The following is a 12,325-nucleotide window of genomic DNA, read 5'->3' as shown; positions in this document are numbered from 1 at the left end:
CTAGATTTTTGACTTCAATTTCTGTTGATTGATTCATGGTCGAACAGCCCACTGCCTAAGTTTTCCAACAATTCCTATTTTTTCATAATTAGGGGTCTCAATATCCCCCTAGCGGCCACCGAGAAAATCTTCACCAGATAAGTATTTTTACTCAAGTCTCTGGAGGGGGACAGCTTATGTGACAGTTGAGGGTGCGGAATGTGGGCAGTATATCTACGCTCCCAGAAATCAGGCCAGTTCCAGCAATTTTTGCCTGAACGTCGTTGAGGTAGCTCGGATCGGCAGCTCCGGCAATCAGAACGCTGGCCAAGGCGTGGCTAGTAGTACCGAAGAAAACGGCTGATGCCACAATACCAACTGAGAGAGATTTTTGACTCAGCGCCGCTAAAATTAGATTTTTCATTTTTAGAACTAAACAGGAATAGAGAGCCGACGGCATCATACACACTTTTCCCACGCACATTGTATTAAAAGCTACAATTTAATAAATATTTACATTTCTTTCCCCCAGGGCTTGCGCCCCTTGTATATTGGAGAAGTGGTAGGGTGTCAGCCTTTTCTTCGAGAGGATTTGCTGATCACCGGGACCCCAAGAGAGCCATCTGATCACTTATAAACTGTTGACTATCTAAATTACTCGTTGAGACTGCATTAGAGGTAAATATTTCATGAGCCAAACCATCACACCTTCTTCCTTAAAAGCTAGTTTAGCCCCCAATCCCACTAGAGCAGCAACGGTGGACGATGGGGGAAATGTGCTAGGGGAATTTCTGCAAGAAACTCTGGCCATGACTAAACGTCTGTTCATCCAATTACAACGTCGTCCTTCAACCCTAATCGCGGGGGTAATTCAGCCCTTTATGTGGCTGATTTTATTTGGGGCATTGTTTTATAAGGCTCCCCAGGGTCTATTCGGCAACGATCTCAGTTATGCTAAATTTCTCGCCCCCGGGGTGATTGTCTTTACCGCTTTTTCTGGGGCCCTCAATGCTGGTTTGCCGGTAATGTTCGATCGAGAATTTGGCTTCCTTAACCGTCTCTTGGTGGCACCTTTAACCACTCGTTACTCGATCGTGGCCGCTTCTACCATCTATATTATCGCCCTCAGTTTCATCCAAACCGCCTCGATCGTGGCCGCTAGTGCCTTTTTAGGGGCCGGATTGCCCAGTTTAGCCGGATTAGGTGCGATCGCTTTGATTGTGTTTCTGATCGTTTTGGGGATGACTGCCTTAAGTCTCAGTTTAACCTTTGCTCTCCCCGGACATATCGAATTAATCGCCGTCATTTTCGTCACCAATTTACCGCTTTTATTTGCCAGTACCGCCCTCGCTCCCTTAAACTTTATGGCAGATTGGTTACAAGTAATCGCTAGTCTCAACCCTCTCACCTATGCGATCGAACCGATCCGTTATATTTATTTCAATCAGCACTGGTCTTTTGATAGCATAGTCTTACAAACCCCTTGGCTTGACCTCAATTTCTTGACAGTTTTAGCCCTGCTCTTAGCTTTTGATCTGCTAATCCTTTTAGCAATTCAGCCCTTACTTCGTCGTCGTTTTGCTTAAATCAGTTATCAGTCATCAGTTATCAGTTATCAGTTACCAGTTATCAGGTTACTTTCACTGAAAAGCCTGCAACTTTCTCACCACCAAAAACTAGACAAGTAAGTAGTTATAATTAAATTGAAGATAGATTTTGCCTCTGATTCCCCCTGCCCCCCTTGATAAGGGGGGGGCTGACAACTTTTAACAGCTACCCACTTAATTTTCTGAGGAGTTAGTCAGATTATGAATACTCAAAAAATGTTGATCAAATCGTCTTTATTCCTAGCTACTATTTTATTGGTCGGGGCTGGTTTTAATCCGCAAGTGTTAGCTCAAAGCTTGAACCCCAGTCAGCCGGATTATCAAAAAAATGAACGTAGTTCCGATGGCAGGGATAGTCTCGGTGGTTTTAATCCTCTAGACTTGATTCATAATAGTAATTTTCGCCGTAGCCGGGACGGAGCGGAATTTCAGGAAGACACCCTCAATAATATCAACGACGCGGCCGAGGAGTTTAAACGCAAACAAAGAGAACAACTAGAAAATCTGCAAAATCCTGCCCCAGAAACCAAATAAAACCCTTTTTTTTGAGTAGCTAGACACAATTAATTGCACATAGGTAGGTATTGAAAACTTTCAGATGCCCCCCTTATTAAGGGTAGATCCCCCCGCCTATCGGCACCCCCCTTATCAAGGGGGGCAGGGGGGATCGAACCTAAAATCCATTTTTAATTCAATTATAACCAGCTACTTATCTAACTGCCTATTGCCTATTGCCTCTTGCCTCTTGCCCATCCTAACCAAGAAGTTGATTTTGTCCAACTACTTAGTATATATGATCGCTAAGTGCAGATGATCTGAGAAAGACCGATAACTGAAGAGCATTGGGGGGTTTATCTGACACGAATTTATATTAAACTTAGGATTGGTTTATTGAATTATCGTCTTATTAAAACTGTGGAAGTAATGGAAATCGGGCAAAAAGTCAAGGTCTGTCGCTTAAGAGACCGCGTTAACTCAGATGTAGCGGGTAAATTGGGTAAAGTGGGTGTCATCAAAAATTTTAAGATGACCGATGGCAGCGGTGTTGGTGCTGTTGTCCAGTTCGATGATAAGACCGCTACTTGGTTTTTTGAAGATGAACTCAAACTCATCTAAATATAACGCTTAGGAATTAATTATGTCCTTAATTTTGACCTTTTTGGGCAAGGGGGGCAGCGGTCGCAGTACAATAGCGATCGCTTCGGCAAAGAAAATGGCTGGTCTGGGGTCAAAAGTTCTCTTGATCGGTCAAGATCCTAGCCCCGCTTGGGGATTACTCCTCAAGGCCTCCCCTAGCTCCTCCGTCACGGAAATTGCCCCCAATCTCTCGGTTATCCAGCTTAGTAGTACTCAGTTACTAGAAAAAAGTTGGGAAGAAGTCAAGGAATTAGAAAAGCAGTATTTGCGTTCTCCCACCTTGAAAAATGTTTATGGTCAAGAGTTGGGCGTTTTACCCGGAATGGACCAAGCTCTAGCCTTAAATTTCCTGCGCGAACAGGATAAAAGCGGAAATTACGATGTCATCATCTACGACGGCAGCGGAGATATCAACAGTCTGCGAAGGTTAGGGATTCCAGAGGTGGGCAGCTGGTATTCACGGCGTTTTCGGCAGGTTTTCAGCGATTCTGAGATCGGTCGCACCCTTTCTCCCTTTTTCCAACCGATTGCCGCTGCTGTGCTGAATTTCTCCTTTAATCCCGACGGTTTAGGGAAGAAGGCCGATAATAACATTTTAGACGAGGGACGCTCCGCTTTAGCCGATCCTCGGCGAGTTTTAGCCTATCTAGTCACCAATGATGATCCAATTGCGATCGCAGATGCCAAATATCTTTGGGGTGGGGCGCAGCAAATCGGTTTAAATGTGGGGGGAGTGATTTTTAATCGCTGTCAGAGTGCTACGGAGGATTTTGCCCCGCTGCCGGCTGCGATTTTACCCTACCGTCAAGGAGAAGATTGGCAGGAGTTAATCGCCGAGTTACCCAATTTTCTCACCGTGCAGCCGCCCAAACCGTTAATAATCGATACGGCAGCCGCTCAGGTCAAGGTTTATTTACCCGGATTCGAGAAAAAACAGGTAAAACTGACGCAATCGGGTCCAGAATTAACCATCGAAGCCGGGGATCAACGGCGTAATATTGATGTACCACCGCCTCTAACCGGACGAGCGGTAAAAGGGGCAAAATTCCAAGACGGTTACTTAATTATTTCTTTTTAAGGGATTATGTCGAACACAGAGATAGAAAACAAGGACGAGCGAGGGGCCAAAACTCGCCAATTATTGGGCATGAAAGGGGCCTCATCGGCAGAAACCTCCCTCTGGAAAATCCGCTTACAATTGATGAAGCCGATCACTTGGATTCCTCTAATTTGGGGGGTTGTCTGTGGGGCTGCTTCATCGGGGAATTATACTTGGTCTTTAGAAGATGTCTTAAAAGCGGCCACCTGTATGTTACTTTCCGGTCCGTTGATGACCGGTTATACCCAAACTTTAAATGATTTTTACGATCGAGAAATCGATGCAATTAATGAACCCTATCGTCCGATTCCTTCGGGGGTAATTTCTATTCCGCAAGTAGTCGGCCAGATTTTGGTTTTATTAGTGGGTGGGTTAGGAATATCTTATCTTCTCGATCGCTGGGCTGGTCATGATTTCCCGATCATGCTCTGTTTAACCCTATTTGGTTCTTTTATTGCCTATATTTATTCAGCACCGCCTTTAAAATTAAAACAAAATGGTTGGCTGGGAAATTATGCCCTCGGTGCTAGTTATATAGCCTTACCTTGGTGGGCAGGTCACGCCCTTTTTGGTCAGTTAAATTGGACAATTATGATCCTAACCCTCATCTATAGTCTGGCGGGTTTAGGCATTGCTGTAGTTAACGACTTTAAAAGTGTGGAGGGTGACGAAAAATTAGGCTTAAAATCCTTGCCAGTCATGTTCGGAATTACCACTGCCGCTTGGATTTGTGTGATTATGATCGATGTTTTTCAAGCAGGAATTGCTGGCTATCTGATTAGTATTCATCAGAATCTTTATGCCGCTATTTTACTGTTATTAATTATCCCCCAGATCACTTTCCAAGATATGTATTTTCTGCGGGATCCGCTCAAAAATGATGTCAAATATCAAGCCAGTGCCCAGCCTTTTCTAGTGTTAGGAATGTTGGTGACAGGTTTGGCTTTAGGTCAGGGGATACTCTGAAGATTGTAGTTAATAAAAACAGGAAATATCCAGTTTATGGGACATAATCGGCTTGAATTGGGCTTCTGTTTACCGTAACTATATCCGTCAAGAGGGGTAGAAAATAGATTTTGAGTTCGATCCCCCCCGCCCCCCTTGATAAGGGGGGTGCCGATCCCCCCTTAATCCACCCTTGATAAGGGGGGTATCTGACAATTTTTAACACCTACCTACTTAGCTCGATCACCAGTCTTTTCGTTACAATCAAGAGGTGATTGTGCTGGAGGGGAAAACTTTCTTTCTTCTCGGCCAACTATTCGGCATTCTTGACGAACTAATCAAGAATAGTTTCTGTTTAACAAGATTGATTGAGACAAGTATCTCGAACCTAGTCACCATGAGTAATACCAGTAATTTTCGTCAAGCTTTACGCGAGGCTAAAAGCCAAGCACTTATCGGCCCTAATGTTATCCCCAAGGCCCTGCCCTATCTCGGTGGCGGTCTAATTTTGACTGCGGTGGGAACCTATGGCGGTTTAGGTGTGATCCAATCCTATCCCCAGATTTTCTTCCCGACTTTCTTTGTCGCTCTGATTGCCGAGATTATTTTATTTTTTGTCGCCCGTAATACTGCGGAAAGAGGCAATACAGGCACTGCTCTGCCCCTGCTGACTCTCTATAGTCTTCTTTCTGGCTATACTCTCAGTGGAATCGTCTATGTGGCCTTAGGTACTTCCGGTGTTGGTTTGCGAGGAGTGGCAATTGCTGCCCTCGGTTGCGGCATCGCTTTTGTCTTGGGACGGAATATCGGCTCGAATCTGTCGGAAAAAGATGGTTTAGCCCTGACTCAAACCGTTAGCATCGGTATTCTCGCTCTCTTTATTGTTCTCATTGGTCAGCTAATTTTCTCTATCTTTGGTGGCGCTACTCCCACCTGGTTAGAAATCGCCATTTCTGGCATCGGGGTTTTCTTGTTTGCTGGTTCGGCAGTGGTGGACTTTTACATCTTGCCCCGTACCTACAGAGATGAACAGTATCTTAGTGCTGCTTTATCGATGTATTTGACCTATATCAACCTATTTATCTTTATTCTGCGCCTTTTAATCGCTCTTAACGGTCGAGATTAGGGCAAATAGAGAGGAGTTAGAAATTAGTTACACCCTAAGTTCTAACTCCGCTAGAATAGTAAAGAAATGTAAACAGCCTGTAAAGATCATGACTGAACCACAACCGACTCAAACCCCCAAATTAGAAGACCCCAAATTTGGCTTTAATGACTATGCCGAGCGCCTCAACGGTAGGGCTGCTATGATTGGTTTTGTGATCACCCTGTTGATCGAGTATCTCACTGGCCAAGGTCTGTTATCTTGGTTAGGGTTACAGTAGTTTTTTAGGCTTTTTTAGGCATTCTAGGGGAAATACAGCCTTGAGTGTTAGCTAACGCATACAAGTTTCATGATTTTCCCCATAGAATCCTTGCAGGACCGAATCACCTCGCTGTTGTGGTGTACCGTGGGAGCGATTAGGAGCTTCAAAATCGCCCACTTCCGAAGCCGCTTCCGCTAGAAGTTTTCCCGCTATTATATAATCCTGTTTGGATAAACCTCTCGCTTCGGTAAATAACCAGGAAAGGGTATCTCCCGCTAGACAATCGGCCTGTAATTCAATGCCGATGCTCATTCCACCTTCATCGATGCCACCGATACCCCGATTCCACTGAACAGCGTGAGCAGCCTCGTGAGCGACGGCGTAAAGGGGAAATAGGGGATTATCGCTAATGCGAGTGACTTGCTTGAGACCGTTAGCATCGGTATTCTCGCTCTCTTTATTGTTCTCATTGGTCAGCTAATTTTCTCTATCTTTGGTGGCGCTACTCCCACCTGGTTAGAAATCGCCATTTCTGGCATCGGGGTTTTCTTGTTTGCTGGTTCGGCAGTGGTGGACTTTTACATCTTGCCCCGTACCTACAGAGATGAACAGTATCTTAGTGCTGCTTTATCGATGTATTTGACCTATATCAACCTATTTATCTTTATTCTGCGCCTTTTAATCGCTCTTAACGGTCGAGATTAGGGCAAATAGAGAGGAGTTAGAAATTAGTTACACCCTAAGTTCTAACTCCGCTAGAATAGTAAAGAAATGTAAACAGCCTGTAAAGATCATGACTGAACCACAACCGACTCAAACCCCCAAATTAGAAGACCCCAAATTTGGCTTTAATGACTATGCCGAGCGCCTCAACGGTAGGGCTGCTATGATTGGTTTTGTGATCACCCTGTTGATCGAGTATCTCACTGGCCAAGGTCTGTTATCTTGGTTAGGGTTACAGTAGTTTTTTAGGCTTTTTTAGGCATTCTAGGGGAAATACAGCCTTGAGTGTTAGCTAACGCATACAAGTTTCATGATTTTCCCCATAGAATCCTTGCAGGACCGAATCACCTCGCTGTTGTGGTGTACCGTGGGAGCGATTAGGAGCTTCAAAATCGCCCACTTCCGAAGCCGCTTCCGCTAGAAGTTTTCCCGCTATTATATAATCCTGTTTGGATAAACCTCTCGCTTCGGTAAATAACCAGGAAAGGGTATCTCCCGCTAGACAATCGGCCTGTAATTCAATGCCGATGCTCATTCCACCTTCATCGATGCCACCGATACCCCGATTCCACTGAACAGCGTGAGCAGCCTCGTGAGCGACGGCGTAAAGGGGAAATAGGGGATTATCGCTAATGCGAGTGACTTGCTTGAGATTGACATAGACTGTATTATCTACAGTGCAGAAGGCCGCTAGGGAAATTACACCGCAGGGAGTGGTTATCGGGCCATTGCTTAACAAATACTTAAAATTGATCTGGTGTAATTGAGCCGTATATTCAATTACCGCTTCTAGGGCATCCGTAATATCGTCTGCTTGCGCTCTCTGGGCTAGAGGGGATAAAATCAAGAGGGAACTACAGGAAACAGCAGATATCAGGGATAATAACCGTTTACGGCCAGAGTTAGGTTTCATGATACTAACAAAGTCGGGAGTGAGGAAGAAGTTTAATTGATCTGAATTAGCCTACTGCTACGATCACAATTTTAAAAGCCATGTATAAGACTTCCAGAGAAAATACAGAATTTACGCGGCTTTTGATCGAAGTTGACAGAATTTCTCCTCAAGGTTTAGGAAATTAATTTGGCACGACCACTGATTGTGTTGAAAATCTGCTCGTCAGTCAGGCAAAAAGCTCCCCATCAGGTCATTTCCCCATCTCCCCACCCCGAACATTCGTTACACTTGTACTACAAGTCTATCCCCATTTCTCGCAAACGAGCCGCCAGCCGTTGAGAACGCTGTCTTTCCGCTTCCAGAGCTTGCTGAGTAGCATTTAATTGCTCCTGTGCTGCAGCCGCTTGCTCTTGTGCTGCAGCCGCTTGCTCTTGTGCTGCAGCCGCCTGCTCTTGTGCTGCAGCCGCCTGCTCTTGTGCTGCAGCCGCTTGCTCCTGTGCTGCTTCTTCTGGCAAGGGGATTAAATTGCCTTCTGGGTCATAAAATCTGGCCCAAATTGCCGTTTCTCGGTCAATAGTACCCTCCCAAGTTCCCAACCAATAGCCTAAGGTTTCGCACCATAACCAGCCGCGCTCGTTTCGTTCTAAAGAATGGTAACGTTGGTCGGCCCCTAAATGCCATCCTTGTAAAGAATTGCCATCAAAAGGATCGTAGATGAAATAATCCGGCGTGCGGAAGGTTCTCTCATAAATGGCTTTTTTTCGCACTTTATCAGTCTTAGCGGTACTAGGAGAGGTTAATTCCACGATAACATCAGGATAACGTCCCTCTTCTTCCCAAATTACCCAACCCTGTCGCTCTCTGCTGCCATCGACATTGAGGACAGCGAAGAAATCGGGCCCGCGAAAATCGCGATTTTTCGCCTGTTCGCGGCTGAAATAAATAAACATATTGCCACCCGTGTAGAAGTCGTCTCGCTCACCATAACCTTCCTGTAGGGAGCGAATCAGCACATTCATGGCAATGCGGTGTCGGTTGCTTTCCAAGGGTTCACCATCATCAAAAATTAAGTCTGTGGGGGGTGGGGTGGGTTCCCAGAAGTCCTCGAAATCTTCTTCTATCAGTGCCGGAGAGGTGGCAGTTTCGTCGCTTTTGGCAATCGTCATTTTTTCGGCCTCTCTAGGTGGGAGTATCCATATTTTTGCTGGTTATTGATCCTAATACCAAATTTCTAAATCCATGACAGACATCCACGCTCGAATGCTTGCCAGGCCTGCATTCGTTGTGACGCAAATAAAGAAAAATGGTATAATATTACATCAGAATTTAGGAGTCAGTCCCGATGAAAAAATTTTCACCCCCACAGATGAAAGAGGTTTCCTTCCCTACACCCCACACCCCACACTCTCTTTCAAGTCAGGAGATAGATTTTAGGAGTTGAGAAAATTCTCTTCGCTTAACAATGATCAAAACTTTTCTTCTGGGTGCGTTACATTGGGCTAACACACCCGAATAATATTCTTAAGCTAACTAAAAAACTTGGCTTTATCTTTAACTAATTTTGTCCCGATTCCAGCGGCAATGACTTCAGAGAGAATGCTAATTAAACGATAGATAGCAACGGTGACAAGTACGTTAGCGGCGGGAAATTTTTCTGTGTCTAAAAGTGCGATCGCTGTAGCTTCAAATACTCCTAATCCCCCCGGCGCTCCGGGGACAACTAAACCCAATAACCAAGCAAAACTAAAGGTTCCTAAGAGGGGTAATATCTGAGCGGGGGTAATCATTTTTAATACCATCCAAGCTAAAATAAAACCCGCACCGCGCCACAATAAAAATCCAGTTTCACCCAAGAGAGGGATGAGAGGATATTTAGTTAGATAAACAGGTTCTTGAGCAATCTTTTTCTTTTGGCTAAGTATTTTGAGAGGATAATTTAAAAATTTGGGATGAATGCTGATTAAAATTAATCCTAAAACTAATATCTGTATCCTTAGACTTGAGCTAGATTTCATCCAACCTAAACCACTACCAATAACTGCTATGGCTAAGGCTGCACACACCAGCAATAAAAGTTCTAATAAAACGCTTAAACTAGCAGTTCCCCAATCACTTCCTGCTTTATTAATTGCCACAATTCGAGCATAAAAGTGGCCAATATTACCAGGTAGATATTTTCCTAAATTGGTAATCATATAGATGCCAATTCCTGTGGAGGTTTTAATCGGTTGTTGATAGCTTTTTAGTATCCATATCCACACCCATCCTGCCCAAATTTGAGCGATAACTGTGGTTACAAATGCCAAGAAAAGAAATAACCAACCGTGATTTTCAATTCTAACTGAGGTGATGTTATCCCAGTTATTTTTAAGATTACTGAGAACAAAAAATAAGGTTCCCCCAATAATCAGCCAACGTAGAAACTTTTTCAGCATTTCATTTTTTCCTTTATTCATTTTCTGGAGGAAACCAGTCGAGAGCGATCAGATTTTCTAAACTGTAGGGACATTTCTGAGGAAAACTAACTTGATTATCGGTTTTTTCTCTAACATAATTTAAGGCTTTCTGGTAAATAAGAGGTAATTCTTGAGTGAGATAATTGCGGAGATTAGTCGTTAAATAAGTGTTGATCTGGTTTTTGAAATTGACAATTTCTGAGCGCCAATGACTACGATTATATGTTCTTTCATCTTGCCAAAATTGTAGGAGTAAACAATGTCTAATAATTTGCTCTAATAAACTAGCAACACGAAACTTTTTTTCGTTTCCCAAATCTTCTAACTCCTCGATTAAGTTTTCTAAGTCTAAAGCTTCATATCTTTTATTCTTCAAGAGTTCTATGGTTTCTTCTAACCAGAGAGAATTATCAATTTCGTAGAGAGTTTTTAAGTCTGGAATAACAGTCATTTTTTATCTCCTTGATGATAAGATGGTAGCCAATTAGGATCGAGAAGTTCTTCTAAACTGTAGGGACAAGTATTGGGAAAGTTGACTTGATTGTTGGTCTTTTTCCGCACAAAGACAACTGCATCTTCATAAATGTTAGTTAACTCATTTTGTAAATAATTACGGAGATTGGTGGTTAAGCGTCTTTTTAGCTGAATTTGAAAGTTGACTATTTCTAACTCCCAGTGTTCCTGATTATATGCTCTTTCCTCCGTCCAAAACTGTAGGAGTAAGAAATATCTAATAATTTGCTCTAATAAACTAGCAACACGAAACTTTTTCTCGTTTCCCAAGTCTTCTAACTCCTCGATTAAGTTTTCTAAATCTAAAGCTTGAAATCTTTTTGCTTTTAAGAGTTTGATAGTTTCTTCTAACCAGAGAGAATCATCAATTTCGTAGAGAGTTTTTAAGTCGGGAATAACAGTCATTTTTATCTCCTTTATTCGTAAGATGGTAGCCAATTAGGATCGAGAAGTTCTTCTAAACTGTAGGGACAAGTATTGGGAAAGTTGACTTGATTGTTGGTCTTTTTTCTCACATAACGGAGTGCCTTCTGATAAATATTATCAAATTCTTGTTCTAAATATTTGCGTAAACTTGCCGTTAGGTAGGTATTTAATTGATCTTGAAAATTTACCAGTTCTGCTTGCCAATGAGCCTGATTATATTCTCTTTCCCTTGTCCAAAATTGTAATAATAAACAATGTCTGATTATTTGCTGTAAAAAACTAGCAGCACGAAACTTTTTCTCGTTTCCCAAGTCTTCTAACTCCTCGATTAAGTTTTCTAAATCTAAAGCGTCAAATCTTTTCGCTTTTAAGAGTTCGATGGTTTCTTCTAACCAGAGATAATCATCAATTTCGTAGATAGTTTTTAAGTCGGGAATAACAGTCATTTTTTATCTCCTTTATTCGTAAGATGGTAGCCAATTAGGATCGAGAAGTTCTTCTAAACTGTAGGGACAAGTATCGGGAAAGTTGACTTTATTATCAGTTTTTTTACGAACGTATTGCCGGGACTCAAAGGAAATTTGCTCAAATTCCTGTTCTAGATATTTACGAAGATTTGTGGTTAAATAGCGCTGTAACTGATATTGAAAACTTATTATCTCTGCTTGCCAATTAGCCTGATTATATTCTCTTTCCCTTGTCCAAAATTGCAGTAACAAAGCATGACGAATAATTTGCTGTAAAAAACTAGCAACACGAAACTTTTTTTCGTTTCCCAAGTCTTCTAACGCCTCGATTAAGTTTTCTAAGTCTAGCGCTTCAAAATTTTTAGCCTTGAGCAGTTCTATAGTTTCTTCTAACCAGAGGGAATCATCAATTTCGTAGAGAGTTTTTAAGTCGGGAATAACAGTCATTTTTTATTTCCCCTAGAATTGGCAATAGTGACCAGTTAAACCGATCACTACAGCTTTTATATACTAGATAATTTTAGCGGAGCGCAGACCGAAAAAGAGACCGAGGGCAATTCCGGTAAAAACGATCAGATAACCCGCTAAAGCAGCAACAGCTAACACAGACATGGTGAAAATCTCCCAAGTAATTTAATCTTTTTTAGCATTGTACCGTTATTCTTGCCCTTCCCCTTCCTCGTCTTCCATATCTTCCCCAAAGCGCTGCTG

The 12,325-nt window shown here is 42.8% G+C and carries 17 protein-coding genes and 2 pseudogenes; 9 read left to right on the top strand and 10 right to left on the bottom strand.

Features of this window, described 5'->3' with window-relative positions; genetic code table 11:
* Positions 1–151: 151 nt before the first annotated feature.
* On the bottom strand, positions 152–442 hold the full coding sequence (locus IQ242_RS06395) for a hypothetical protein (RefSeq protein WP_228020848.1): 291 nt from the start codon (positions 440–442) through the stop codon (positions 152–154).
* A 226-nt stretch (positions 443–668) separates the two neighbouring features.
* Here IQ242_RS06395 and IQ242_RS06390 point away from each other — a divergent pair, with 226 nt between their 5' ends.
* From IQ242_RS06390 to IQ242_RS06360, 7 genes are all read left to right on the top strand, one after another.
* Positions 669–1,565: an ABC transporter permease gene (locus tag IQ242_RS06390; protein ID WP_106909538.1), complete on the top strand. Its 897-nt coding sequence runs from the start codon at positions 669–671 to the stop codon at positions 1,563–1,565.
* Positions 1,566–1,787: 222 nt separating this feature from the next.
* Entirely contained in the window at positions 1,788–2,120 is a 333-nt protein-coding gene (locus IQ242_RS06385; RefSeq protein WP_193959399.1) for a hypothetical protein, read from the top strand.
* Positions 2,121–2,510: 390 nt separating this feature from the next.
* The gene (locus IQ242_RS06380; protein ID WP_002742483.1) at positions 2,511–2,702 is read left to right on the top strand and encodes a DUF2862 domain-containing protein; all 192 of its coding nucleotides are present in this window, start codon (positions 2,511–2,513) and stop codon (positions 2,700–2,702) included.
* Positions 2,703–2,724: 22 nt separating this feature from the next.
* The gene (locus IQ242_RS06375) at positions 2,725–3,801 is read left to right on the top strand and encodes an ArsA family ATPase (RefSeq protein WP_193959398.1); all 1,077 of its coding nucleotides are present in this window, start codon (positions 2,725–2,727) and stop codon (positions 3,799–3,801) included.
* 6 nt (positions 3,802–3,807) lie between these two features.
* Positions 3,808–4,788, top strand: a complete 981-nt coding sequence (gene chlG / locus IQ242_RS06370) for a chlorophyll synthase ChlG (protein ID WP_193959397.1) — start codon at positions 3,808–3,810, stop codon at positions 4,786–4,788.
* 376 nt (positions 4,789–5,164) lie between these two features.
* Positions 5,165–5,893 (top strand): Bax inhibitor-1 family protein, encoded by a 729-nt coding sequence (locus tag IQ242_RS06365; RefSeq protein WP_043999493.1) that lies wholly within the window; start codon positions 5,165–5,167, stop codon positions 5,891–5,893.
* An 88-nt stretch (positions 5,894–5,981) separates the two neighbouring features.
* Positions 5,982–6,152 carry a high light inducible protein gene (locus tag IQ242_RS06360; protein WP_002742489.1) on the top strand — a complete coding sequence of 57 codons (171 nt, stop codon included), beginning with the start codon at positions 5,982–5,984 and terminating at the stop codon, positions 6,150–6,152.
* 51 nt (positions 6,153–6,203) lie between these two features.
* On the opposite strand, the pseudogene IQ242_RS06355 reads toward IQ242_RS06360, so the two are convergent.
* Positions 6,204–6,563 (bottom strand): annotated as a pseudogene (locus IQ242_RS06355) (metalloprotease); the annotation flags it as partial.
* Between IQ242_RS06355 and IQ242_RS06350 the strand changes: the two are divergent.
* Together IQ242_RS06350 and IQ242_RS06345 are read left to right on the top strand one after the other, a co-directional pair.
* Positions 6,555–6,839 (top strand): annotated as a pseudogene (locus IQ242_RS06350) (Bax inhibitor-1 family protein); the annotation flags it as partial. The pseudogenes IQ242_RS06355 and IQ242_RS06350 overlap by 9 nt on opposite strands.
* 88 nt (positions 6,840–6,927) lie before the next feature.
* Positions 6,928–7,098 (top strand): high light inducible protein, encoded by a 171-nt coding sequence (locus IQ242_RS06345; protein ID WP_002742489.1) that lies wholly within the window; start codon positions 6,928–6,930, stop codon positions 7,096–7,098.
* 51 nt (positions 7,099–7,149) lie between these two features.
* On the opposite strand, the gene IQ242_RS06340 is transcribed toward IQ242_RS06345, so the two are convergent.
* The 8 genes from IQ242_RS06340 to petL all read right to left on the bottom strand — a co-directional run bounded on the left by IQ242_RS06340 (position 7,150) and on the right by petL (position 12,226).
* Positions 7,150–7,770 carry a metalloprotease gene (locus tag IQ242_RS06340; RefSeq protein ID WP_046661056.1) on the bottom strand — a complete coding sequence of 207 codons (621 nt, stop codon included), beginning with the start codon at positions 7,768–7,770 and terminating at the stop codon, positions 7,150–7,152.
* A gap of 275 nt (positions 7,771–8,045) precedes the next feature.
* The gene (locus tag IQ242_RS06335; RefSeq protein ID WP_193959396.1) at positions 8,046–8,918 is read right to left on the bottom strand and encodes a Uma2 family endonuclease; all 873 of its coding nucleotides are present in this window, start codon (positions 8,916–8,918) and stop codon (positions 8,046–8,048) included.
* A gap of 360 nt (positions 8,919–9,278) precedes the next feature.
* Positions 9,279–10,208 (bottom strand): YbhN family protein, encoded by a 930-nt coding sequence (locus IQ242_RS06330; protein WP_193959395.1) that lies wholly within the window; start codon positions 10,206–10,208, stop codon positions 9,279–9,281.
* Complete coding sequence (locus IQ242_RS06325; RefSeq protein WP_193959394.1) at positions 10,201–10,659, bottom strand: DUF29 domain-containing protein; 459 nt, start codon at positions 10,657–10,659, stop codon at positions 10,201–10,203. The genes IQ242_RS06330 and IQ242_RS06325 overlap by 8 nt, the downstream gene beginning before the upstream one ends.
* Positions 10,656–11,126, bottom strand: a complete 471-nt coding sequence (locus IQ242_RS06320) for a DUF29 domain-containing protein (protein WP_193959393.1) — start codon at positions 11,124–11,126, stop codon at positions 10,656–10,658. Before IQ242_RS06320 ends, IQ242_RS06325 begins: the two co-directional genes overlap by 4 nt.
* Positions 11,127–11,137: 11 nt before the next feature.
* Positions 11,138–11,593, bottom strand: coding sequence for a DUF29 domain-containing protein (locus tag IQ242_RS06315; RefSeq protein ID WP_193959392.1), 456 nt, complete (start codon positions 11,591–11,593; stop codon positions 11,138–11,140).
* Between the two features lie 12 nt (positions 11,594–11,605).
* On the bottom strand, positions 11,606–12,061 hold the full coding sequence (locus IQ242_RS06310) for a DUF29 domain-containing protein (RefSeq protein ID WP_193959391.1): 456 nt from the start codon (positions 12,059–12,061) through the stop codon (positions 11,606–11,608).
* A 63-nt stretch (positions 12,062–12,124) separates the two neighbouring features.
* A complete protein-coding gene (gene petL, locus IQ242_RS06305; protein WP_002752397.1) occupies positions 12,125–12,226 on the bottom strand; it encodes a cytochrome b6-f complex subunit PetL in 102 nt (33 codons plus the stop codon).
* Between the last annotated feature and the right edge of the window lie 99 nt (positions 12,227–12,325).

Source organism: Microcystis sp. LEGE 08355 (assembly GCF_015207185.1).
Lineage (GTDB): Bacteria > Cyanobacteriota > Cyanobacteriia > Cyanobacteriales > Microcystaceae > Microcystis > Microcystis panniformis.
The sequence above is the reverse complement of the archived record's forward strand: the minus strand, read 5'-3'. Positions and strand labels throughout refer to the sequence as shown.

Excerpts from the sequence above, each read along its gene's own strand:
- IQ242_RS06395 (WP_228020848.1), bottom strand. The coding sequence starts at position 442 with ATGATGCCGTCGGCTCTCTATTCCTGTTTAGTTCTAAAAATGAAAAAT.
- IQ242_RS06390 (WP_106909538.1), top strand. The coding sequence starts at position 669 with ATGAGCCAAACCATCACACCTTCTTCCTTAAAAGCTAGTTTAGCCCCC.
- IQ242_RS06385 (WP_193959399.1), top strand. The coding sequence starts at position 1,788 with ATGAATACTCAAAAAATGTTGATCAAATCGTCTTTATTCCTAGCTACT.
- IQ242_RS06380 (WP_002742483.1), top strand. The coding sequence starts at position 2,511 with ATGGAAATCGGGCAAAAAGTCAAGGTCTGTCGCTTAAGAGACCGCGTT.
- IQ242_RS06375 (WP_193959398.1), top strand. The coding sequence starts at position 2,725 with ATGTCCTTAATTTTGACCTTTTTGGGCAAGGGGGGCAGCGGTCGCAGT.
- chlG (WP_193959397.1), top strand. The coding sequence starts at position 3,808 with ATGTCGAACACAGAGATAGAAAACAAGGACGAGCGAGGGGCCAAAACT.
- IQ242_RS06365 (WP_043999493.1), top strand. The coding sequence starts at position 5,165 with ATGAGTAATACCAGTAATTTTCGTCAAGCTTTACGCGAGGCTAAAAGC.
- IQ242_RS06360 (WP_002742489.1), top strand. The coding sequence starts at position 5,982 with ATGACTGAACCACAACCGACTCAAACCCCCAAATTAGAAGACCCCAAA.
- IQ242_RS06345 (WP_002742489.1), top strand. The coding sequence starts at position 6,928 with ATGACTGAACCACAACCGACTCAAACCCCCAAATTAGAAGACCCCAAA.
- IQ242_RS06340 (WP_046661056.1), bottom strand. The coding sequence starts at position 7,770 with ATGAAACCTAACTCTGGCCGTAAACGGTTATTATCCCTGATATCTGCT.
- IQ242_RS06335 (WP_193959396.1), bottom strand. The coding sequence starts at position 8,918 with ATGACGATTGCCAAAAGCGACGAAACTGCCACCTCTCCGGCACTGATA.
- IQ242_RS06330 (WP_193959395.1), bottom strand. The coding sequence starts at position 10,208 with ATGAATAAAGGAAAAAATGAAATGCTGAAAAAGTTTCTACGTTGGCTG.
- IQ242_RS06325 (WP_193959394.1), bottom strand. The coding sequence starts at position 10,659 with ATGACTGTTATTCCAGACTTAAAAACTCTCTACGAAATTGATAATTCT.
- IQ242_RS06320 (WP_193959393.1), bottom strand. The coding sequence starts at position 11,126 with ATGACTGTTATTCCCGACTTAAAAACTCTCTACGAAATTGATGATTCT.
- IQ242_RS06315 (WP_193959392.1), bottom strand. The coding sequence starts at position 11,593 with ATGACTGTTATTCCCGACTTAAAAACTATCTACGAAATTGATGATTAT.
- IQ242_RS06310 (WP_193959391.1), bottom strand. The coding sequence starts at position 12,061 with ATGACTGTTATTCCCGACTTAAAAACTCTCTACGAAATTGATGATTCC.
- petL (WP_002752397.1), bottom strand. The coding sequence starts at position 12,226 with ATGTCTGTGTTAGCTGTTGCTGCTTTAGCGGGTTATCTGATCGTTTTT.